The sequence below is a fragment of the Catenuloplanes niger genome (assembly GCF_031458255.1).
Taxonomy (GTDB): domain Bacteria; phylum Actinomycetota; class Actinomycetes; order Mycobacteriales; family Micromonosporaceae; genus Catenuloplanes; species Catenuloplanes niger.
Genome location: NZ_JAVDYC010000001.1, coordinates 8,954,814 through 8,978,695, shown reverse-complemented (window position 1 = coordinate 8,978,695; position 23,882 = coordinate 8,954,814). Strand labels below are relative to the sequence as shown.

Annotated in this window: 13 protein-coding genes; 10 read left to right on the top strand and 3 right to left on the bottom strand. The window is 73.5% G+C overall.

Features of this window, described 5'->3' with window-relative positions; translation table 11 throughout:
• Positions 1-51 precede the first annotated feature (51 nt).
• The 10 genes from J2S44_RS39405 (at position 52) to J2S44_RS39360 (ending at position 19,320) form a co-directional block, all read left to right on the top strand.
• The gene (locus J2S44_RS39405; RefSeq protein ID WP_310425191.1) at positions 52-1,428 is read left to right on the top strand and encodes a wax ester/triacylglycerol synthase domain-containing protein; all 1,377 of its coding nucleotides are present in this window, start codon (positions 52-54) and stop codon (positions 1,426-1,428) included.
• 149 nt (positions 1,429-1,577) lie between these two features.
• A complete protein-coding gene (locus tag J2S44_RS39400; RefSeq protein WP_310425189.1) occupies positions 1,578-2,417 on the top strand; it encodes a universal stress protein in 840 nt (279 codons plus the stop codon).
• Positions 2,418-2,539: 122 nt separating this feature from the next.
• Positions 2,540-3,316 carry a sigma-70 family RNA polymerase sigma factor gene (locus tag J2S44_RS39395; RefSeq protein WP_310425186.1) on the top strand — a complete coding sequence of 259 codons (777 nt, stop codon included), beginning with the start codon at positions 2,540-2,542 and terminating at the stop codon, positions 3,314-3,316.
• Positions 3,317-4,380: 1,064 nt separating this feature from the next.
• The gene (locus J2S44_RS39390) at positions 4,381-5,286 is read left to right on the top strand and encodes a sterol desaturase family protein (protein WP_310425183.1); all 906 of its coding nucleotides are present in this window, start codon (positions 4,381-4,383) and stop codon (positions 5,284-5,286) included.
• Positions 5,287-5,324: 38 nt separating this feature from the next.
• Entirely contained in the window at positions 5,325-14,636 is a 9,312-nt protein-coding gene (locus J2S44_RS39385) for a non-ribosomal peptide synthetase/type I polyketide synthase (protein ID WP_310425180.1), read from the top strand.
• A gap of 35 nt (positions 14,637-14,671) precedes the next feature.
• Entirely contained in the window at positions 14,672-16,393 is a 1,722-nt protein-coding gene (locus J2S44_RS39380) for a phytoene desaturase family protein (protein WP_310425177.1), read from the top strand.
• Between the two features lies 1 nt (position 16,394).
• The gene (locus J2S44_RS39375; protein ID WP_310425173.1) at positions 16,395-17,450 is read left to right on the top strand and encodes an MDR family NADP-dependent oxidoreductase; all 1,056 of its coding nucleotides are present in this window, start codon (positions 16,395-16,397) and stop codon (positions 17,448-17,450) included.
• Positions 17,451-17,580: 130 nt separating this feature from the next.
• Entirely contained in the window at positions 17,581-18,084 is a 504-nt protein-coding gene (locus J2S44_RS39370; protein ID WP_310425171.1) for a cupin domain-containing protein, read from the top strand.
• A 28-nt stretch (positions 18,085-18,112) separates the two neighbouring features.
• Positions 18,113-18,883, top strand: coding sequence for a 3-keto-5-aminohexanoate cleavage protein (locus J2S44_RS39365; RefSeq protein ID WP_310425169.1), 771 nt, complete (start codon positions 18,113-18,115; stop codon positions 18,881-18,883).
• Between the two features lie 29 nt (positions 18,884-18,912).
• A complete protein-coding gene (locus tag J2S44_RS39360; RefSeq protein WP_310425167.1) occupies positions 18,913-19,320 on the top strand; it encodes an SRPBCC family protein in 408 nt (135 codons plus the stop codon).
• Between the two features lie 145 nt (positions 19,321-19,465).
• Here J2S44_RS39360 and J2S44_RS39355 read toward each other — a convergent pair whose 3' ends face one another.
• The 3 genes from J2S44_RS39355 to J2S44_RS39345 all read right to left on the bottom strand — a co-directional run bounded on the left by J2S44_RS39355 (position 19,466) and on the right by J2S44_RS39345 (position 23,817).
• Positions 19,466-19,822 (bottom strand): response regulator, encoded by a 357-nt coding sequence (locus J2S44_RS39355; protein WP_310425164.1) that lies wholly within the window; start codon positions 19,820-19,822, stop codon positions 19,466-19,468.
• Positions 19,823-19,918: 96 nt separating this feature from the next.
• Positions 19,919-22,189, bottom strand: a complete 2,271-nt coding sequence (locus J2S44_RS39350; RefSeq protein ID WP_310425162.1) for an ATP-binding protein — start codon at positions 22,187-22,189, stop codon at positions 19,919-19,921.
• Positions 22,186-23,817: a S8 family peptidase gene (locus tag J2S44_RS39345; RefSeq protein ID WP_310425159.1), complete on the bottom strand. Its 1,632-nt coding sequence runs from the start codon at positions 23,815-23,817 to the stop codon at positions 22,186-22,188. Before J2S44_RS39345 ends, J2S44_RS39350 begins: the two co-directional genes overlap by 4 nt.
• Positions 23,818-23,882: the final 65 nt, after the last annotated feature.

Sequence of the window (23,882 nt, the reverse complement as noted above, 5' to 3'; positions counted from 1 at the left end):
CGGCGGGGCCGCACGCCCCGCCGGCGCCGCCGGCCACCGAGGAGGGATCCGATGAGCAGCCGATATCCGCGTCTGACCGCGGAGGATCTGCTCAACCTCGCGGTCGAGTCGCCACGGACGCCGATGCACATGGCGGCGCTGGCGGTGCTGGCCCCGGGCCGGCGCTCCCACGTGCCGCTGGCCGCGCTGCGTGCACGGGTCGAGCGGCGGCTGGCGGCGGCACCCCGACTGCGGCAGATCATCCATCGGCCGTGGTCCCCGGGCGGCCGGCCGCTGTGGATCGACGACCCGGACTTCGCGGTCGCGCGGCACGTGCACCAGGTCGCCGCGCCGCCGCCCGGTGACGAACCGGCGTTGCTGCGGCTCACCGAACGCCTGATGATGCCGCTGCTGGACCGCGCGCATCCGCTGTGGCGCCTGTGGCTGGTCACCGGGCCGGCCGGCGAGGCCGTCGCGGTCGTCCTCGTCCTGCACCACGTGGTGACCGACGGCCTCGGCGCGATCCGGCTGGTCTCGGCCCTGCTGAACGGCCCGGAATCCACGGCGCCATGGCTGCCGGAACCCGCGCCGCCGTGGCGAGACGTGGTCCTGGACAACGTACGGTGCCGGCGGAACCCGATCCGGGACGACCCGCGCAGCCGGCGGATCCGGGCACGGTGGCCGGGCGGCCGGTGGCCGGCGGCCGGGATCCTTCGCCGGGCCCGGGGCGCACCGCGGACGTCGCTGAACGGGCCGGTCGGGCGTGAGCACCGGCTGGCCGTGCTGCGGGTCGACCTGGCCGACGCACGCCGGGCCGCGCACCGGCACGGTGCCACCATCAACGATCTCGTGCTGGCGCTGGCCACGGGTGGGCTCCGCGCGTTGTTGCGGGGGCGGCACGAGCCGGTGGACGGTGTCCGGCTGCACACCTCGGTCGCGGTGTCGCTGCGCCCGGGGAACGCGGCCGGGCCGGCGACCGGCAACCGGGCCGGCGGGTTCCTGGTGCGGCTTCCGGTCTGTGAGCCGGATCCGGGTGCCCGGCTGCGGGAGATCGCCCGCGAGACCGGCCGGGCCAAGCGCGAGCAGGCGGCCGACGCCGGCAACCGGCTGCTGACGCTGCTGTCCCGGCTCGGTGTGGCTCGCTGGTTCGCGCTGCACCAGCACCTGGTCAACCTGGTGGAGAGCGACCTGATCGGTCCCGCGGAGCCGGTCCGGGTGCTCGGTTTGCCGGTCCAGGACATCGTGCCGGTCGGGAGCCTGGCGGGGAACCTGGCCGTGTCCGTTCTGGCGATGTCGTACGCCGGCCGGCTGAGCATCACCGTCCAGGCCGACGCCGGCCGGTTCCCGGACCTGCCGGTGATGATGGCCGGCATGTGCAAGGACTGGACGGTGCTGGACCCCGGCGCCCGCACCGGCGGAGTCTCGCACACCCTGCGACAGCGGTCATGAATCCCGCCACCACCTTCGCCGGTACGGCCGGCGTGGCCGGCGCCGCACGCCTTCGCAACGGCAGGGCCGACCGGTGCGGCGGCTCCGGGACGAACGCCCCTGTCCGCCGGGTCACCGCCGGCGGACGGTGAAGGCGGAGGTGGACGTCGATGGATGAGATCGTGGTGGGCACGGACGGCTCCACGCACGGCCGGGCCGCCGTCCGGTGGGCGGCACGCCAGGCGCGCCGGGACGACGTGCACCTGCGTGTCGTGCACGCCTACGACTTCGGCTGGCTGGCCGACCGCTTCGCCGGCGCGGTCGAGTACCGGGAGGGAGTGGACGCGCACGCCAGACGGATCGCCGCCGAGGCGGAGCGTGCCGCGCGGGAGACCGCTCCCGGCCTGCCGGTGTGCGCCGAGGTGGTGGTCGGGGAGACGGTCCCGGCGCTGCTGGGCCGTTCGTCCGCTCGGCTGGTCGTGGTCGGCAACCGCGGCCGTGGCGGGTTCGCCAGCCTGCTGCTCGGCTCGGTGGGCCAGCGGGTGGCGGCACACGCGGACCGGCCGGTGGTGATCGTCCGCGGACGGTCCGACGCCGACCCCGGCGCCGGGCCGGTCGTCGTCGGCACGGACGGCTCCCCCGGTGGCGAACAGGCGGTGGGCCTGGCCTTCGCCGAGGCGGCGGCGCGAGGTGCGACGCTGCTGGCGGTGCGCGCCCACAGCTCGGCCGGGTCCCCGCCGGTGCCCGACCTGCGGCGGCTGGCCGAGGCGGAGGAGGCCGCGCTGGCCGAGACGCTGGCCCCGTGGCGGCGCAGGTACCCACACACGCCGGTGCAGGCCGCCGCCGTCCAGGAAGGCGCGGCGCGGATGCTGGTGGAACTGTCACACACCGCCACGCTGGTGGTGGTCGGCCACCACGGTACCGGGCGCACCCCCGCGACACTCCTCGGCACGGTGGCGCTGCAGCTGATCCACCATGCGGACTGCCCCGTCCTGATCTCCAGACCCTGAGGCGTGCGCGGACGGCGCCTCCCTCGGTGCACGCGCGGGCCAGGGCCGATCGGCCCTGGCGCGCCGGCGGCAATCACCGTAACCAGAGGGCGACAGCTCGCCGCCTCGCCCGGAGGTGCATCATGGCTGGTCCGACACGTACCCCGGTCTCGCCCGGTGCCGCGGAGTCCCGCGCGGACAGGTTACGCCGGCTTGCCGCGCTACCAGCCGGCGACAGCCTCCACGTCCTGCTGCGGGCACGGGTGATCGAGGACTGGCTGCCGTTGGCGAACCGACTCGCCGCCCGCTATGCAGGACGCGGCGAGCCGCTCGACGATCTTCGCCAGGTCGCCGCCGTAGCCCTGATCCTGTCGGTGGACCGTTTCGACCCCGGGCTGGGTGTGCCGTTCGCCGGCTATGCGACGCCGGCCATCACCGGTGCGCTCAAGCGGCACTTCCGGGACAGCGTGTGCCGCATTCGCATCCCGCGCGGATCGCAGGAGCTGTGGGCGCGGCTGACGTCCGCCGGTGAACGGCTGGCGCAGCGGGAACAGCGCACGCTCGATCTCGGTGAACTGGCGGCCGCGCTCGGTGTCGACGTCGAGCGCGCCCGCACCGCCTGCCGCGAGGCCAGCGTGCAGTGGGTCGGCTCCTTGGACCAGCTCATGGACGACCGGCGGGTGCCGCTGCGGGAGATGCTCGGCGCCGCGGATCCGGACATCGAGGGCATCGCCACCCGGGATGCGCTGCGCACCTGCCTGGCCGAGCTGACCGCGCGCGAACGGCGGATCGTCATCCTGCGTTTCGTGGCCGAACTGCCGCAGCACCGGATCGCCGCGGACGTCGGCCTCTCACAGATGCAGGTGTCCCGCCTGCTGTCCCGGATCATGCTCCGGCTTCGTGAGCGGCTGTCGACATAGCCGCGGCACAGGCCGCATCCGGCCGGCCGGGCGCGACGCTGTCTCGATCAGTGCGACCCTGACCTGGAGAAACACTCCGACGTGGCCGTGTCCGGCGCATCGCATCGCGCGGGCTGTGCGCCGTCCGGCCCTGGATCAACGCCGCGCCGAGCACCGCCGGACGAGCCGGACCCGGACCTGACGATGTCGGCGGTGCCGTAGAAGTAGCGGCCGACGATCATCCCGCGTAGGCGTGGCTCTCGTGGGGTCGCCGGGCGGTGGCGGGGATCGGCGTGCCGCGCCCGTCGCGGCGGAGCCGGGCACCGGACGGCGGGGCCGGCACGTCGCGAAGCCCCGCGGTGCCGCCGGCGCGCCCAGCGGGACGTCCCGGTGGGCGCGGCATGCCGGGACGCCCCGCCCGCCGGGTCGGGACGGCGGTCGGAGCGGCGCAGGTGGGTGGCCACGTGCCGGGGCCGGCCGCGTCGCCGGCCGGCGCTCCGGGCGGAAGGTCGCACGCGGGCCCGCCGGCAGTGCCGCGCACACCGATCACCTCTCAAATTGTCACACCGAATTATTCATTCACTCAAATTGGCCACCAATTCAAGTTCTCGCCATTCCGCGCGACCGCAACCCGGCGGCAAGACCCCGGAAACCGCATTGCAATCCGGGCCACGCCCGCGTGGGATTTCCTCGCGGTTCGAAATCCGCATTCGCACATCCACGTGGCCGATACCCGACCCGGAAGAAAAGCGCAACAACATGATGTGAATCAATCGGCGAATCACCTGTCAGCTTCCTGACCTAGATTCCCCGTCGCGGGATATTCCGATCTCCATGGCACCTCCGGTTGACTGTGCAACGTGTTCGCGCCACTCCGTTAAGTAGCGTCGCCTGCACACGGGCAGGCTCACCCGAAATGGCATCGGCGGCGCCCCTCGCTCTCGTCGATAAGAAAGCGGACTACGAGAACAATCGGGACGACGACTTATCCGCGGTGTCACCACAACCCGTTCCTGAGTGCCTTCCGCTCCGATCGGCGGACGGTTCATGGCGCCATCCGGCATTCATTTCGCAATGGAGGCGATATGGACATCTCAGCCCAACACACTCCCGTACCGTCGACGTCGACGTCGACGCCCGCCGCCGTGGTCCGCGCGGGCCTGCGGGTGCTGTCCTACCCGGCGCTCCTGGTCGCCATGGCCGTCGTCGGCCTGGCCGGCCCGCGGCTCGGCTGGGACCTCGGCGTCGCGAACTTCGCGTTCCTGCTCGGCACGCTGGCCTACTTCGCGATCCTCGAACGCCTGATCCCGTACGACCCGGCCTGGCATCCGAGCCGGCGGGAGTGGCGCTGGTACGGGACCTACTTCCTGCTCACGCTGCTCGGCGGCGGCATCGCGCAGCTCGCGGTGTCGTGGCTGGTGGCGGCGCTGGCGACCGCCGAGCCGGCGCTGCCACCGGCCGCCGAGATCCCGCTCGCCCTGCTCGCCGGCTCCCTGGGCAGCTACGTGATGCACCGCCTCGGCCACACCAACAGCTGGCTGTGGAAGCTGCACGGCGTCCACCACCTGCCCGACAAGGTCAACGTCGGCAACAACGGTGTCTCGCACATCTTCGACATCGTGCTGGCCCAGGGCGCGGTGCAGCTGACGCTCGCGTTCGCCGGGTTCTCCGAGCCGTCCGTCTTCCTGGTCGGCCTGTTCGTGGTCGTGCAGGGCTACTTCACCCACGCCAACATCGACGTGCGGATCGGCTGGCTGAACCACGTCCTGGCCAGCCCGGAACAGCACCGGCTGCACCACAGCACGGACCTCGCGGAGGCCGGCAACTTCGGCTCCGACCTGTCCGTCTGGGACCAGCTCTTCGGCAGTTTCACCTGGCGGCCGGGCCGCCGGCCGGCGGCCATCGGGGTGACCGACCCGGCGTCGTTCCCACCGGTCGGCGCGGTCGGCGCGACGCTGCTGCACCCCCTCCGCGGCGACCGCCGCTACTGAGCCATCCGTCGATCCCACCGACCCCCAAGGACTGAGCAATGAGGCACTCCCTCGACGCCACCTCCCCGGAGAAGATCGCCATCGTCGGCATCGGCTGCCGGCTGCCGGGCGGCGCCTCCGACCACCGGTCGTTCTGGCGCAACCTGCTCGACGGCAAGGACTGCATCACCGACACACCCGCGGACCGGTACGACGTACGCACGCTCGGCAGCCGGGACAAGGCCAAGCCGGGCCGGCTGATCGGCGGCCGGGGCGGTTACATCGACGGCGTGGCCGAGTTCGACCCGGCCTTCTTCGGCATCAGCCCACGCGAGGCCGAGCACATGGATCCGCAGCAACGCAAGCTGCTGGAGGTCGCCTGGGAGGCGCTGGAGGACGGCGGGCAGATCCCGGGTGACCTCGCCGGCACGGACGTCGGCGTGTTCGTCGGCGCGTTCACGCTGGACTACAAGATCCTGCAGTTCGCCGACCTGAGCTTCGAGACCCTGGCCGCGCACACCGCGACCGGAACCATGATGACGATGGTCTCCAACCGCATCTCCTACTGCTTCGACTTCCGCGGGCCGAGCCTGTCGATCGACACCGCGTGCAGCTCGTCGCTGGTCGCCGTGCACCTGGCCCGGCAGAGCCTGCTGCGCGGGGAGAGCCGGGTCGCGCTGGCCGGCGGCACGCTGCTGCACCTGACCCCGCAGTACACGATCGCCGAGACCAAGGGCGGTTTCCTGTCGCCGGAGGGCCGGTCGCGCACGTTCGACGCGTCCGCGAACGGCTACGTACGCGCGGAGGGGGTCGGGGTCGTCGTGCTGAAACGGCTGTCCGACGCGGTGCGCGACGGCGACCCGGTCTACGCCGTGATCGCCGGCAGCGGTGTCAACCAGGACGGCCGCACGAACGGCATCACGGTCCCGAACGCGGACGCCCAGACGTCGCTGATCGAGCGGGTCTGCGCCGAGGCCGGCGTGTCGCCCGGCAGCCTGCAGTACATCGAGGCGCACGGCACCTCCACGCCGGTGGGTGACCCGATCGAGGCGAACGCGCTCAGCCGCGCGCTGGCCATCGGCCGCGCCCCGGGCGAGCGCTGCTACGTGGGCTCGGTCAAGACGAACATCGGGCACACCGAGTCGGCCGCGGGCGTCGCCGGCCTGATCAAGACCGCGCTGGCGCTCAAGCACCGGATCATCCCGCCGCACATCAACCTGGAGCGGATCAATCCCGCGATCGACGAGGCGTCGCTGTCGTTCGAGATCCCCACCGAGCCGACGCCCTGGCCGGCGCACACCGGGCCGGCACGGGCCGGGGTGAACTCGTTCGGGTTCGGCGGCACCAACGCGCACGTGCTGCTGGAGGAGGCGCCGCCCGTGACCGGGCCGGCCGCGGTGTCCGCCGTGCCGGGTCACACGATGCTGCCGCTGACCGCCCGCGATCCGGCCGTGCTGCCGCGGCTGGCCGCCGGCGTCCACGCGGAACTGACCGGCGGCGACGCGGGTGGTGTCGCGCTGGCCGACCTCGGGCACACGCTGGCGCACCGGCGGCAGCACCACGACTCCCGGCTGTCGGTCGTCTACTCCTCGCGCGAGTCGCTGGACGAGGCGCTGGCCGCCTACGGGCGCGGCGAGCCACACCCCCGGGTGCTGACCGGCCAGCGCCGCGACGCGGCGGACCGGCGCCTGGTGTGGGTGTTCACCGGCATGGGCCCGCAGTGGTGGGCGATGGGCCGGCAGCTGTTCGAGACCGAGCCGGTCTACCGGGCCACGGTCGAACGATGCGACTGGGTGTTCCGCCGGCTCACCGGCTGGTCGCTGGTCGACGAGCTGAACGCGGACGAGGTCGACTCGCACATGGCGGAGACCTGGCTGGCCCAGCCGGCCAACTTCGCGGTCCAGATCGGTCTCGCCGCGCTGTGGCGCAGCTACGGCATCCGGCCGGACGCGATCGTCGGGCACAGCACCGGCGAGGTGGCGGCGTTCTACGAGGCCGGCGTGTACACGCTGGAGGACGCGGTGCGCGTGGTCGTCCACCGCAGCCGGCTCCAGCAGAAGCTGGTCGGCACCGGCACCATGCTCGCGGTCGGCCTGACCGAACCCGAGGCGCGGCAACGGGTGCAGCCCTACGGCGACGCGATCTCGGTGGCCGCGGTGAACAGCCCCGGCGCCGTCACGCTCGCCGGTGACGAGGACGCGCTCACCGACCTCGCCGGGCGGCTGGCGGCCGAGCAGACGTTCGCGAAGTTCCTCGCGGTGCGGGTGCCGTACCACAGCGCGCGGATGCAGGCGATCAAGGACGAACTGCTGACCTCGCTCGCCGGGCTGGCCCCGAGGCAGGCCCGGGTGCCGCTCTACCTGACCGCGACGGACGGCGTGGCGGACGGGCCGGAGCTCGACGCCGGGTACTGGTGGCGCAACGTGCGGGACACCGTCCGGTTCGGTGCCGCGGCCGACCGGCTGATCGGCGACGGCTACCGGCTCTTCCTGGAGATCGGCCCGCACCCGGTGCTGGGCCACTCGATCCAGGAGTGCCTGGCCGACCGCGACGTGACGGGCCGGACGCTGCCGTCGATCCGGCGCGCCGAGAACGAGCCGGAGCGGATGATCATGTCGCTCGCGGCGCTGTTCACCGAGGGTTTCCCGATCGCCTGGGACGTGCTGCAGCCGGCCGGGTCCACGGTGCCGCTTCCGCCGTACCCGTTCCGGACCGACCGCTTCTGGGTGGAGCCGGCACCGGTGGCCCAGATCCGGCTCGGCCGGCGCGACCACCCGCTGCTGGGGCGGCGGCTGGCCACCGCGGGCCCGGTCTGGGAGGCGAAACTGGACACCGAGGCCGCACCCTACCTCGACGATCACCGGATCCAGGACAACGTCGTCTTCCCCGCCGCCGGCTACCTCGAGATGGCGGCGCAGGCGGCCCGCGCGGTCACCGGCGGGGCCGGGGTCACGTTGACCGGCGTCGAGCTGCGCAAGGCGCTGTTCCTCACCGGCGGCGACACCCGGACCGTGCAGACCGCGGTCGCCGCGGAGGACGGCGTGTTCACGGTGGCCTCGCTGACCGCGGACGCCGCCGAGCCCGCCGTGCACGCGACCGGGGCGCTGACCGCGGGCCGGCCGCGCGGGGACACGCCGCCGCTGGACGTGGCGGCGATCCGCGACCGCACCGCGCTGCACCTGACGTCCGCGGAGTGCTACACCGGGCTCGCCGCGCAGGGATACGGGTACGGCCCGGCGTTCCAGGCCATCGCCGAGGTGTGGATCGGGCCGGACGAGGCACTGGCCCGGCTCCGGCCGCCGGCCGCGCTGGGCGGCGACGCCACCGCGCTCCACGCCCACCCGGCGCTGCTCGACGCCGCCTTCCAGACGCTGCTCACCCCGCAACTGCTGGAGCCGGCCGGGGACGACGGCCGGCGCGGCATCCGGCTGCCGCTGTCCATCGGGGAGGTCTCCCTCGACGCGTTCGGCGACCGGGAGCTGTGGGTGCACGCCACGGTCACCCGGCGGACCGCGGACGAGCTCGTCGGCGACCTGGCGGTGTACGCCACGGACGGCACACCGGTGGGCACGGTCCGCGCGTTCCGGGCCGCCGACGTGGAGAAGGCGTCGGCCGCGGTCAGCGTCGCCACGATCGACGGCTGGCTGGCCGCACCGGCGTGGGTGCCGCTCCCGCCGCTGCCCGCACCGGCGGCGGACGCGACGCCGGCCGGGGCGCGATGGCTGATCCTGGCCGACGGCACCGGCCTGGCGGAGGAGTTCGCCGCCCTGGTCACCGCGCACGGCGGACGGTGCCACCTGGTCCGGCCCGGCACCGCGCCGCACGTCGACGCGGCCGCGGGACGCTCGACGGTACGGCCGGACTCCGCCGACGACCTGCGCCGCGTGCTCGCCGAGAGCGGCGGCCCGGCCGATCACGTGCTGCACCTGTGGAACCTCGACCTGCCGGACTTCGGCGACCTGACCGCCCCGGACCTGCCCGGCTGCGGCACGCTCGGCGCCTACTCCCTGATCGCGCTCGCCCGGGCACTGTCCGGCCGGGAGACCGGCGAGCGGCTGCACGTCGTGACCCGCAACAGCCAGCCGGTGGACGGGGCCGGCGTCCCGCAGCCGGCGGCCGCGCCCGCCTGGGGTGTCGCCCGCGTGCTGCGGGACCAGGAACTGCCCGGCCACCGCGGCAAGATCGTGGATCTCGGCGTGCCGGACCCGGACCGCCGGGCGGAGGCCGTGGCGCTGTGGCGGGAGCTGACCCACGACGACGAGGACGAGGTCGCGCTGCGCGGCGGTGACCGGTTCACCTGCCGGCTGCGGCCCGCGGCGGAGCTGCACCGCCCGTTGCCGCTGCGGCTGCGGCCGGACGGCGCCTACCTGGTCACCGGCGCGTTCGGCGCGCTCGGCCGGCTGCTGTGCCGGACCCTGGTGCGCCGCGGCGCGCGACGGCTCGTCCTCGCCGGGCGCACGCCGGTGCCGCCCCGTGAGCGGTGGGACGAACCCGGCTGGGACGCCGCGACCCGGGACCGGATCGCGTTCCTGACCGAGCTGGAGACGCTCGGCTGCCAGCCGCTCGTGGCCCGGGTGGACGTCACCGACGAGCGCGCGCTGACCGGCTGGCTGGACGAGTACCGGCGGCTGCGGTCCGCGCCGATCCGGGGCGTGTTCCACCTCGCCGGCCAGGTCCGGGACACCCGCGTTGCGCAGATGGACCGGGAGACGTTCGACGCCGCGTACGACCCGAAGGTGACCGGCGCCTACCTGCTGCACCGGCACCTGGGCGACGAGCCGCTGGACCACTTCGTGCTGTTCGCGTCGATCGCCTCGCTGCTGACCACGGCCGGGCAGGCGAACTACGCCGCCGGCAACGCGTTCCTGGACGCCCTCGCCCACCACCGGCGGGCCACCGGCCGGCCGGCGCTGAGCCTGGACTGGGGGCCGTGGGCCACCGGCATGATCGAGGAGCTGGGCCTGGTCGACCACTACCGGAACAACCGCGGCATGAGTTCGCTGTCCCCGGCCGCCGGCATGGCGGTGCTGGAACGGGTCGCCGGCGAGCGCCACCCGCAGCTGATGGTGGCGACCGTGGTCAACTGGCCGGCCTTCCTCTCCTGGTACGACCGGCCGCCCGCGCTGGTGGCCGAGCTGGCCGCCGCGGCCGCGCAGCCGGCGGACACCACGCACAGCAGCTTCCTGGAGGAGTTCCGGGACGCGGGCGAGGACGAGCGGCACCGGCTGCTGAGCGAGCGGTTCGTCGCGGTCGTCGCCGACGTGCTCCGCACGCCCGCCGAGACGGTGGACCCGTCGGCCGGCGTCACCGCGCTCGGCCTCGACTCGCTGCTGGCCATGGAGCTGCGCGCCCGGATCTCCGCCGAGCTGCACGTCACCCTGCCGGTGGTCGCGCTGCTCAGCGGCGTCTCGGTCACCGACCTGATCGGGCAGGTGCACGAGGGCCTGCTCGACGCGCTGGACGCCGGCGACGTCACCGCCGCGGACGTGACGGTCCACGCGGACGAGGCGCGGTATCCGCTCACCCAGAACCAGAACGCGCTGTGGTTCCTCAAGCAGCTGGACCCGGACGGCTTCGCCTACAACATCGGCGGTGCGGTCGAGGTCCGCGTCGCGATCGAGCCGGACCTCATGTTCGAGGCGGTGCGGGTGCTGATCGCCCGGCACCCGAGCCTGCGGGCGAACTTCCTGATGGAGCAGGGCCGGCCGGTCCAGCGCATCTCCGCGGAGCCCCGGGCCGACGTGGCGCTGTTCGACGTCCGCGGCGCGGAGTGGGACGACGTCTACCAGGCGATCATCCGGGAGTACCGCCGCCCGTACGACCTGGAGCACGATCCGCTGCTGCGGTTCCGGCTGTTCCGGCGCGGCGAGGACCGCTGGATCATCATGAAGGCCGTCCACCACATCGTCTCGGACGCCATCTCCACGTTCACGTTCATCGAGGAGCTGCTCGCCGTCTACGAGGGGCTGCGGCGCGGCGAGACCGTGTCGCTGCCGCCGGTGGCGTCGTCGTACCTCGACTTCCTCAACTGGCAGAACCGGTTCTTGGCGAGTCCGCAGGCGAAGCGCTCGCTGGACTACTGGACGGCGCACCTGCCGGCCGAAATCCCGGCGCTCCAGCTGACCACGGACCATCCGCGGCCCGCGGTGCAGACCCACAACGGCGCGTCCGAGTTCTTCACGCTCGACGCGGAGCTCAGCGCGCGGGTGCACGCCACGGCCCGGGAGCACCACGTCACCCCGTTCATGGTGCTGCTCTCCGCCTACTACGTGCTGCTGCACCGCTACAGCGGGCAGGACGACGTCATCGTGGGCAGCCCGGTGACCGGTCGTACCCAGGAGGAGTTCGGGTCGGTCTACGGCTACTTCGTCAACCCGCTGCCGCTGCGGGCGAACCTGGCCGGTGACCCGGCCGTCGGCGAGCTGCTCGCCCAGGTGCGCGAGACCGTCCTCAACGGACTCGACAACCAGGAGTACCCGTTCGTGCTGCTGGTGGAGCAGCTCGGCCTGCAGCACGACCCGAGCCGGTCGGCGGTCTTCCAGGCGATGTTCATCCTGCTCACGCACAAGGTGGCGACGGAGAAGTACGGCTATCGGCTGGAGTACATCGAACTGCCGGAGGAGGAGGGCCAGTTCGACCTGACCCTGTCGGTGTACGAGGAGGAGGCCGACCAGCGCTTCCACTGCGTGTTCAAGTACAACACCGACCTGTTCCTGCCGGAGACGGTCCGGCGGCTGTCCGGGCACTACGTGCGGCTGCTGGACTCGCTGACCACGGCAGCCGCGGACACCCCGGTCGCCCGGCTGGAACTGCTCGCCGACGACGAGCGCGAGCGGCTGCTCACCGCGTGGAGCGGCGCGGACCGGCACGCCGAGTACGGCCCACCGGTGCACGAGCTGATCGTCGCGGCCGCCGCGGCGCGGCCCGGCACCGACGCGGTCGTGTCACCGGCCGGGTCCGGGCCGGCGCACCGGCTGACCTATGCCGCGCTGGAACGCCGGTCCCGCGCGCTCGCACACCGGCTGCGGCGGCTCGGGGTGGGCAACGGCACCGTGGTCGCGCTGTGCCAGGAGAAGTCCGCGGACCTGGTCACGTCGATCCTCGCGGTGCTCCGGGCCGGCGGCGCCTACCTGCCGCTGGACCCGGGATACCCGCCGGAGCGCCTCGCGTACCTGGTGGGCAACGCCGGTGCGGCGCTGGTGCTCGCCGACGACACCGGACTGGCCCGCCTGTCGGCCGCGTCCGGCGACGTACGCGACGTGGCGGCGCTGCTGGCGGAGGCGGACCGGGAGCCCACGGCCGAGCTCGACGTGCGGGTGACGCGCGACGACCCGGCCTACGTGGTCTACACCTCCGGGTCGACCGGCGTGCCGAAGCCGGTCCGGGTCACCCACGGCAACCTGGCCGCCGTGTACGCGGGCTGGCGCACCGAGTACGGCCTGGACTCCGACGTCCGGGTGCACCTGCAGATGGCCGGCGTCGCGTTCGACGTCTTCACCGGCGACCTGACCCGCGCGCTCTGCTCCGGCGGCACGCTCGTGCTCGCGGACCGCAACCTGCTGCTCGACACCGGCCGGCTGTACCGCACGATGACCGAGGAGCGGGTGGACTGCGGCGAGTTCGTGCCCGCGATCGTCCGCGGCCTGCTCGCCCACTGCGAACGGGACGAGCAGCGGCTGGACTTCATGCGCCTGCTGGTGGTCGGCTCGGACGTGTGGAAGGTGGAGGAGTACGAGCGGCTGCGCGCGGTCTGCGGTCCCGGCACCCGGGTGGTCAACTCGTACGGGCTGACCGAGGCCACCATCGACACCACGTACTTCGAGGGCCCGGCGGACGGGCTGGAACCCGGCCGGATGGTGCCGATCGGCCGGCCGTTCCCGAACAGCGCGGTCTATCTGCTCGACCGGCACGGCGAGCCGGTCCCGCCCGGCGTACCCGGTGAGGTGTGGGTCGGCGGGGACGGGGTGGCCGCCGGCTATCCGGGCGACGAGGAGCAGACCGCGCGGCGGTTCGTCACCCGGACGCTGAGCCGCCGCCCGGACGCGGCCGCGCTGCGGCTCTACCGCACCGGTGACCTCGGCCGGTGGGACGCCGACGGCGTGCTGCACCTGCTGGGCCGGGCCGACAACCAGGTCAAGGTGCGCGGGCACCGGATCGAGACCGGCGAGGTGGAGTCACACCTGCTGAGCCGGCCGGAGGTCGCGGACGCGGTGGTCGTGGTCCGGCCGGACGCCACCGGTGAGCCCGCGCTCGCCGCCTACTGGGTGCCGGCCGGCGAGAGCCCGCCCGACGGTCGGGAGCTGCGCCGCTGGCTCGCCGACCGGCTGCCGACCTTCATGATCCCGGCGTACCTGGTGGCGCTGGACGCGTTGCCGCTGACGTCGAACGGCAAGGTCGACGCCGCCGCGCTGCCGGCACCGCGGCCGGAGGCCGGCGCCGGCGAACCGGAACCGCCGGTCACGCTGTACGAGGTCCGGACGGCCGAGCACTGGCGCGCGCTGCTCGGCTGCGAACCGGATCTGCGGCTGGACTTCTTCGAGGCCGGCGGTACGTCGATCAAGCTCGTCGAGCTGATCTACCGGCTCCGGCAGGAGTTCAACATCGACATCCAGGTGAGCCGGCTGTTCCGGATCACCACGCTGCGCGGCATGGCCGGCACGGTCGAGCAGATCGTCACCGGCCGGCTCAGCGGCGGGCAGCCCTACCTGACGTTCAACCCCGACGGCGGGGCGACCCTGTTCTGCTTCCCGCCGGCCGGCGGGCACGGGCTGGTGTACCGCCAGTTCGCGGCGCAGCTGCCGCGGTGGCGGACGGTCGGGCTGAACTACCTGGCCGGGGACGACAAGGTCGCCCGCTACGCGGACCTGGTCGAGCGGCTCCAGCCCGCGGGGCCCTGCCTGCTCCTCGGCTACTCCCTCGGCGGGAACCTGGCCTTCGAGGTGGCGAAGGAGCTGGAGGGCCGCGGCCGGACCGTGCGCCACGTGATCGTCGTCGACTCGTACCGGATCGCGGAGACGTTCGAGTTCGGGCCGGACGAGTTCGCGGCGTTCGAGCGGGAGCTGGCCGAGCACCTGTTCCGGCACACCGGGTCGGAGATCGTCGCCCGGGAGACCCGGGAGCAGGCCCGGGACTACATCGAGTTCTGCAGCCGGACGCCGAACACCGGCACGGTCCGGGCGACCGTGACGGTCCTCAGTGATCAGGACAAGACCGCGTTCTACGCGGCCGGCGAGCGCGGGAGCTGGACCGGCGCGTCGGCCCACCGGGACGAGCTGTTGGCCGGTTCCGGCACGCACGCCGAGATGCTCGACCAGGAGCACGCCGTCCGCAACGCCGCCCTGATCCGCCAGGTCCTGGGCGACCCCAGCTGACCACCGGCTCACACATCGAGGGGATGTCGACGCACATGTCAGAACGGGTTTCCCAGCGGGAAACGATGATCATCATCGGTGGTGGTCTCGCCGGCCTCGCCACCGGCTGCTACGCGCGGATGAACGGGTACCGCACGCAGATCCTGGAGATGCACGAACTGCCCGGCGGCTGCTGCACCTCCTGGGACCAGGGCAGGTTCACGTTCGACTGGTGCGTGAGCTGGCTGCTCGGCAGCGGGCCGGGCAACGACATGTACCAGATCTGGCTCGAGCTCGGCGCGTTGCAGGGCAAGCAGATGCGCACCTTCGAGACGTTCAACAACGTACGCGGCCGGGACGGCCGGACCGTCTACTTCTACTCCGACCCGGACCGGCTGGAGGCGCACCTGCTGGAGCACTCCCCCGCGGACGCGCGACTGATCCGCGAGTTCTGCTCCGGGGTGCGCACGTTCAAGAAGCTGCTCAACGCGTACCCGTTCCTGAAGCCCCCGGGCCTGATGGGCCGGCTGGAACGCTGGCGGATGCTGGCGGTCTTCCTCCCGTACTGGAACACCGTGCGCAAGTCCCTCACCACGCTGATGACCGACTACTCGGCGCGGTTCAAGGACCCGCTGCTGCGCGAGGCGTTCAACTTCATCCTGTACGAACGGCACCCCGCCTTCCCGCTGCTGCCGTTCTACTTCCAGCTCGGCGCGCACGCCGGGCAGACCGCCGGGGTGCCCGAGGGCGGGTCCCTGGAGCTGGCCCGGTCGATCGAGCGTCGTTACCAGCGGCTCGGCGGCGAGATCACGTACAACGCGAAGGTGGAGGAGATCCTGGTCGAGGACGACCGCGCGACGGGGGTCCGGCTCAGCGACGGGCGCGAGTACCACGCGGACATCGTGGTCGCCGCCTGCGACGGGCACACCGCGGTCACCCGGATGCTGAAGGGCCGCTACCTCAACGAGACCTACCGGCGGCTGTACGAGGAGACGATCAACGAGCCGGGTCAGACCTACCCCGGGTACGTCAGCGCCTTCTTCGCCCTCAACCGGCCGTTCCCGGACGAGGACCCGTGCACCACGCACCTGCTGACCGAGGAGGAGTCCGCCGGCCTGGTCGGGATGGGCGCGCACCCGGGCATCAACGTGCAGTTCCGCAGCCGGCACTATCCCGAGCACTCGCCGGAGCAGACGTCCGTCGTCTTCGTGACGTACTTCTCCGACACCGCCACCTGGCGGGAGCTGGCCGACGGACCGGAACAGGCCAGCCGCGTCCGCAAGGGCGAGGAACTGCACACCCTGCGGGTACGCCGCGGCCGGGCCTACTACACGGCCAAGCGCCAGATCCGGGACACCCTGATCCGGCTGCTGGACGCGCGCTTCCCCGGGTTCGCCGACTCCATCGTGACCTACGACGTCTCCACGCCGCTGACCCAGATCCGCTACACCGCCAACTACGACGGGTCGATCGCCGGCTGGCTGCCGTTCGTCGACGGCGGCGAGACCATGGAGCAGGAACTGGAGCGCAACGGCCCGGTGCTGCCCGGCCTGTCGAACTTCTACCTCTCCGGCGTGTGGACCACCATCGGCGGCCTGATCCGGGCCGCCGCCAGCGGGCGGCACGTCGTCCAGTTCATCTGCCGGGACGACGGCCGGCCGTTCACGGCCGGCATCGACGAGACCGCCCCCGAGCCCACCCAGATCGTGATACCCGTGCCCGCACCGGACCGCCCGGCCGGCGCACGGCCGACCGCCCTCACCCGGCAAGGAGCCTGACATGAAGATCGACAAATGGGTCGTCCGCGCGCACCTCGACGGGCTGCCGGACGCCGAGAAGATCTACGAGAAGGTCACCGAGGACGTGCCGGTCGCGCTCCGGGACGACGAGATGCTGTTCCGGACCCGGTACGTGTCGGTCGACCCGTACCTGCACGGGCTCGCCCTGGAGACCCCGGTCGGCACACACATGGTCGCCGACTCGATCATGGAGGTGCTCGAGGCCGGGCCGGACGCCGCCTTCCAGGTCGGCGACCTCGTCCAGGGGTACGGCGGCTGGCGCAGCCACGTCATCGGGACCGGCAGCGAGGTGCTGTGGCAGGGCGAGTCGTTCCCGATGGTGTTCCCGGCGTACCGGCTGCTGAACCCGGACCACTACGACGACGTCCTGCCGGTGTCGACCGCGCTCGGCATCATGGGCGGGCCGGGCATCACCGCCTGGGGCACGCTGACGCACTTCATGACGATCCGGCCGGGCGACACGCTGGTGATCAGCGGTGCGTCGGGTGCGGTCGGCACGCTGGTGGGCCAGCTCGCGAAGCGGGCCGGCGCGCGGGTGGTCGGCACGACGTCGTCACCGGACAAGACCGCGTTCCTGACCGAGCTCGGCTTCGACGCCGTCGTCCCGTACCGGCTCGGCGACGACCCGCAGCAGGTGCGCGAGGCGCTGGTCAAGGCCGCGCCGGACGGCGTCGACCGGTACTTCGACAACCTGGGCGGCACGATCACCGACGTGGTCTTCGGCATGCTCACGGTGCACAGCCAGGTCGCGGTCTGCTGGCAGTGGGCCACCCAGGTCAACCGGGACTACACCGGCCCGCGCCTGCTGCCGCACATCATGCAGCCGCGCACCACGATCCGCGGGATCTTCGCCCACGAGTGGTTCACCGAGGAGAACCTCACGGCGATGCGCGACGAGCTCGGCGGCATGATCCGGCGCGGCGAGCTCAGCTACCGGCAGACCGTCTACCGCGGGTTCGACGAGATCCCGGCCGCGTACCAGAGCCTCTACGTGGACCGCTCCGGCAACCGCGGCAAGGTCCTGGTGGAGATCTGACCGCCGCCGGCCACGCCGGACTCGTCCGGCGTGGCCGGCCGGTCACCGCGACCGCCATCGCAACGCCGGCGGAGCGGCTGGTGTGCCGAATTCGCTGGCTGCGGCCCGCGCGATGCGGTAGGCACGGCACATGACGACATCGAAACCTCCGCCGTTGACCGTGGTGCAGCCGGGCGGTGGGCAGGTGGGCGAGCTCGGCGACATCGGCGTGCACTTCAAGCTGTGGGGTGCGGACACCGGCGGTGCGCTGGCGATCGTCGAGCACCCGTTCCCGGTCGGCGCGCTGGTGGCGCCGCACCTGCACACCCGGGAGGACGAGTACTCGATCGTCGTCGAGGGCGAGATCGGTTTCCGGTCCGGCGACCGGGAGGCGGTCCTCGGGCCGGGCGGCTACATCACCAAGCCGCGCGGCGAGCTGCACGCGATGTGGAACGCCGGCGCGGTCCCCGCCCGGATGATCGAGATCATCACCCCGGCCGGCTTCGAACACTTCTTCCGCGAGGTGGCGGAGCTGATCGCGGCCGGCCCGGCGGCAACCGGACAGGGCGGCGACCTCGCGGAACGCTACGGCCTGCGGTTCGCCGAGCCGGACTGGCTACCGGACGTCATCGAACGGTTCGGGCTGACCGCCTAGGCCGCCGGCGTCGGTGGAGGGGGACCGCGTGCGATCGCCGCTCGAACGGATCAAGGCCTGCCTGAACGGCGGCCGGCGGCCCGGCGAGCACCCGGCCGTGCCGATCACGCCCGCGGACCTGGCCGGGCAGGCCGCCGACGCGGTGGCCGCCGGCGCGGAGGCGCTGCACCTGCACCCGCGCGATCGCGCCGGCGACGAGTCGCTGGACGCCGGCGACGTGGGTGCGGCCGTCGCCGCGGTACGCCGGGCCTGCCCCGAGGTGCCGGTCGGGGTGACGACCGGGCTGTGGATCGGTGGCGGCGACGCGGGCCGGCGGCTGGCCGCGGTCGCGCGCTGGGCCGGCCTGCCGCCCGCGGCCCGGCCCGACTTCGCCTCGGTCAACGTCGGCGAGCCCGGCTTCGCCGAGCTGAGCGCGACGCTGCGCCGGGCCGGGATCGGCGTGGAGGCCGGCGTGTGGTCGACCGCCGACGCCGAGACGCTGGCCGCGTCCGGGCGGGCCACCTGGTTCCGCGTCCTGGTCGAGATCATCGACGGTACGGCCGGCGACGCGGACGCGATCCTCACCCGCCTGGACGACCTCGGCGTACCCGGGCCGCGCCTGCTGCACGGCGAGAACGCGACCTGCTGGCCGCTGATCGCCGAGGCCGGCCGCCGGGGCCTGCCCACCCGGATCGGCCTGGAGGACACCGTCACCGGCCCGGCCGGTGAACCCGTCGCCGGCAACGCGGCCCTGGTCCGCCACGCGCTCACCGTGTGGACCGCGTCCGCGCGCGGCGACGTCGGGGCGCGCACCGGTTGACCCGGCCGGCCCGGGGGAATCCCGTGGGCATGCTGCTGACCTGGCCGACCGCGCGCCGCAGTGCGATGGTGTGCGGCGCGCGTGCCGCGGACGACGTGTGGGACCGCTACGTGCGGCCGCGGCGCTGGCCCGAGTGGGCGCCGCAGATCCGGTCCGTGGACTACCCCGCCGACCTGCTCGGGGCCGGCCGCACCGGCATCGTGCACGGCCCGCTGGGTCTGCGGGTCCGGTTCCGGGTGGTGGCCGTCGACGGGACCGGCCCGGTGCGCAGCTGGTCTTGGGCAGTGTCCGCGGCCGGCCTGCGCCTCGTTCTGCGGCACACCGTGGAGGCGGTCGCCACCGGCACCCGGACCGGGTTGACGCTCGAGGGCCCCGCACCGGTGGTGCTCGGCTACCTGCCGATCGCGCGTTCGGCGCTGCGCCGCCTGGTCCGCTGACCACGCCGCGGACCCGCGGCGTCGCCCGAGTTCTCCCGGCACGACCGGGGACCGAGGCGCGGACCTGCCGGCCGGCCCGGCGTGGTCGCGATCACCGGCCGGCGGTGGCCCGTCCCGGCGGTGGCCCGTCCCGGCGGGCGGGTGGTCACCGGTCGGCGGACTCGCGCAGCATGTCGGCGACGACGAGCGTCAGCTGGCGTGGGGTGACGGGTTTGATGAGGAACCGGTCGACCGTCATCTCGCAGTGACTGCGACCGGTGATCATCAGGATCCGTGTCGCCAGGGCCGGCCGGTGCGTGCGCATCGCGGAGACGACCTCCGTCCCCGTCATCTTCGGCATGTTCTGGTCGAGCACGGCGACGTCCGGCTCCAGCTCCGTGATGAGGCGGAGCGCGCTCGCGCCGTCCAGCACCGTCCGTACCGTGTGCCCGGCCTCTTCGAACGCGTATGCCACCAGGTCAGCGGCGTCCGGATCGTCGTCGGCAATGACTATCGTCGCCATGGCACCTTCTCTCGGGAACGGGATACCCAGACCATGGCCGCCGTACGTTGCCACGGCGTCGCCGGCGAAGAGCAGCGACGTGATCGTCGCGCCGGTCTACCCGGCGTCGGTACGGGCCAGCGGCAGCACCAGCGTGAAGGTCGACCCGCTGCCGAGCGTCGAGATCAGCGAGATGTCCCCGCCCATCGCGTGGGCGAGGCGGCGCGCGATGAACAGGCCCAGGCCGGTGCCGCCGGTGCTCATCGTCATCGGGTCCTCGACGCGGTGGAACTTCTCGAACACCTTCGTCAGCTGGTCCGCCGGGATGCCCCGCCCCCGGTCGACGACCTCCACCGACGCTCGCCCGTCACACGCGCGCAGGCGGACCTCGACCCGCTCGGCGGCCGGCGAGTACTTGAGGGCGTTGCCGACCAGGTTGCCCACCACCTGGATCGTGCGCCCGGCATCGCACCGGACCTCGACCGGCTCGCCGGGCAGGTCCGTCACGACGCGGCCGTCGGCGCCGCCCATGTCCTCGGCCACCTGACGCACGAGCGTGACCAGATCGTGCACGCCGAGATCCGTTCGCAACGCCGGCTCGTCCTGCCCGTCGTCCATGCGCGATGCCAGCAGCAGGTCCTCCACCAGCCGGGACATGTGCCGGGCCCGGTCGGCGACGAGGTCCAGCGCCTGGGCGCGCTTCTCCGGCGTCATCCGCGCGCCGCGGGTACGCAGCAGATCCAGGTAGCCGATGATCGGTGTGAGCGGGGTGCGCAGCTCGTGCGACACCGTCGCGATGAAGTCGGACTTCAGCCGTTCCGCGCGGTACTCCCGGGTCAGGTCGGTGATCACGATGACGTCGCGGACGAGCCGGCCGGCCTGGAAGACCGCGGAGTGCGCGAGCCGCAACCGGCGCGGCTCACCGTCGGCACGGCGGATGCTGAGCTCGGCCGCGGTCTTCGGGGACCCCGGTGTCACCGGCAACAGCCGGGCGCGGTCGTCGGCGTCCGGCACGTCCAGCAGGTCGGCCAGCCGCCGGCCGCCGGCCTCGGCCGCGCTGATGCCGGTCAGGTCGGCGAAGGCCTCGTTCCACATCCGGACGATGCCGTCGCCCTCCACCATCACGATGCCCGCCGAGGACTGCTCGACGACGGCGTGCAGCTTGCTCGACTCCTCCACCAGCCGGTCCAGGTGCTCGGCGCCACGAAGGGCGACCGCCAGGGCACCGCCCAGCGGCGCCAGCAGCGTCATGTCCCGCGTCGACCGGTGCCGCCCGCGCCGGGTACGGCTGCCCAGCGCGACCGTCCCGAACCGGTGTCCGCCCGCTTCGACCGGCACGACCAGCAGGTCGCGCAGGTCCGCGGGGAGCCCTTTGCTCAGGTGTTCGGGCCGGTCACCGTGCCGGAGCCGGGCGAGATAGGGCGGCACCGGGCCGGTCATGATCTCGGTGGGCGCGTTCACGTCGACGCTCACGGCCGCACCGGTGTCGGCGAGGTCGGCGACGGCCAGGTCGGCGCCGAACGCCTCCCGCACGAGAAGCAGGAAGCGGCGGACCAGATCCTCCCGCTCGGCGAGGACCTGTGACAGTTCCAGCAGGCGCGCCGACCGGGTGCGCTCTTCCGCCTCCTGCGCCGCGGCCCGGTACGCGTAGGTGAGCGCCAGCGCCGGCATCGCCATGAACGGCAGCAGCATCGGGCTGTGCCGCGCGATCTCGACGGTGGTCAGGCCGGTGGCCACCGTACCGACGGCCATGTACGCCGACAGCCGCACCTCGTCCCGGATGATCCGCCACGGGGAGACGCCACCGACCACGCCGAGGATCTGGGCCAGGCAGCCGAGGTTGACCATGGTGAACAGCAGGGTGCCCAGCAGGACGCCGACCAGGACTCGGGCGGTCATGTGGCCCGGCGTTCCGGCGAGGGCGTAGACCACCAGAATCAGGCTGGAGACGGCCGCGGCGTACGTGCCGAGGTTGAACACCGCCTTGACCGGGGGGCGACGCTGGACGGCGCTGGCCACGACCAGAGCCGACAGTGCCGCCAGGAGCGCCTGCCCGGGCGGCAGGAGCAGGACGACGACCACGAGCGCGGCCTCGTACAGGCTGAGTTCCTCCACCGCGTCGCCGTGCCGCAGCCGCACCACGGTCAGTTCCGCCGCGCAGGTCAGCGCGGTGAGCCCGAGCAGCAGCCAGCCGTCCGGCAGACCGACGCCGTCGACGACGCTGACGCGGTCCCCGGTCAGCCACAGCACCGCGGTGGTCAGAACGGCACCGAGCAGGCTCACCGCGGCGACCCGGCGCAGGACCGGGTCCTTGCTCGCGTCCCGCACGGCGGCGGCCACCCGGGCGAACATGCCCGGGTGGCCGGCCGGTGTCGGCGTCGTCGTCACCGATCCGGGTGGATCCAGGCCCAGGACCGGGCGCTCCAGCGGTCGGCGGCCCAGGACCGGGCCGCCCAGTCGGCGCCGGCCCAGGACCGGGCGGCCCAGGCGCGTGCGGACCACTCGTCGGACGTCCAGGTGCGGGTCGCCCAGGCGCGGGCCGCCCAGGCCCGCGCGGCCCACTCCGCGCCGGCGCCGGCCCAGGCCCGTGCCGCCCACGCGCGAGCCGCCCAGGCGCGGGCGGCCGGGTCGAGTTGCGCCCAGGCGCGGGCCGCCCATTCCCGGGAGGCGGGGCTGAGCTTCTCCCAGAGCGCGGCCGACGCGGCCGCGTCGCCCTTCAGCAGCACCGTTTCGAAGGCCGCCCACTGCTTCGCGTCGCGGGCCAAGGTTGCCATGTCCCGAGTCTGCGCGTGCTCGACCCCGGTTGACCGCCATTCGGGCGCTTCGCTCAGGATGCGGGCCGCGTCGAGCCCGCCGGCACCGCCGCCCGCGGCCCGGGTCAGACCCGGTGCGGCGTACGCGGTGCTGGTGAACAGGCTCTTCACCGAGTCGGGACGGAGCTTCGGCTGCTCGCCGAGCGTCACCGCGACGAGGCCGGAGGCCACCGCCGTCGCCATCGACGTGCCGGAACCCTTGAAGTACCGGTCACCGACGCGGGCCTGCGGCGCGGCGGTGTCCACGACGCTGCCCGGCGAGCGCAGGCTGACCACGTGGCCACCCGGTGCGACCAGGTCCGGCTTGGCGTCGCCCTGCGCGGTGGGCCCGCGCCCCGACCACACCCCGACGACGTCGTCGTCCCGGGCGGCGGTACCACCGTCGTCGAGGCCGCCGACGGTGAGCAGCAGCGGGTCGTTGCCCGGCGCGGTGACCGTGCCGGTGCCCGGGCCGTCGTTGCCGGCGGGGACGACGACCGTGACGCCGCGGAACCACAGTGATCGCAGCGCCTGGTTGAGCGGGTCGACCTGGTACGGCAGCGTGCTGCCGGAGGACAGCGACAGGTTGAGCACCTGCACCTGCCGGGAGTGGTCGCTGACCCACTGCAGGCCGCGCAGGACGGTGATGAGGTCCGTGCTGCCGGTGGCGTCGGCGACCTTGATGTCGATCAGCGACGCGGCCGGTGCGACGCCGCGGTAGGCGCCGCCGGAGGCCTCGCCCGAGCCGGCGATCAGGCCGGCCATGAACGTGCCGTGCCCGTAGCCGTCGCCGTTGCCGGTCCCGGTGAAGTCGAGGCGTCGGCTGATCCGGCCGGCCAGGTCCGGCACGTCGGCGATGCCGGTGTCGACCACCGCGACGGTGACCCCGGCGCCCCCGGTCGCGTCGTCCGGCAGGCCGAGGGTGTCGCGCAGGGTGGCCGCGGCCGTGGCCGTGGTGGCGTCGGACGCGGCGGCGACCCGCAGTTCGCGCTGGGGAGCCACGACCCAGCGCGCGTCGAGCCGGGCGGCGGCGGGCAGCCGGGCGGCGACTCCGCCCGCGACCGGCAGGGACGCGATGATCTCGCCACCGGCTGCCGTGACCGCGTCCGCGGCTCCGGGCGGGCCGGTGACGACGACGTCACGCCAGGTCGGTGCGGCGTGGGCACCGGCGGGGGTCGCCGTCAGGGGGACGGCGGTGGAGGTGATGATGAGGGCCGCCGCCATGAGTGCGCCTCTGCGGCGGGTCGGACGATCGCTACGTTCCATGCTCCTGCCACCTTCGGGGGTGT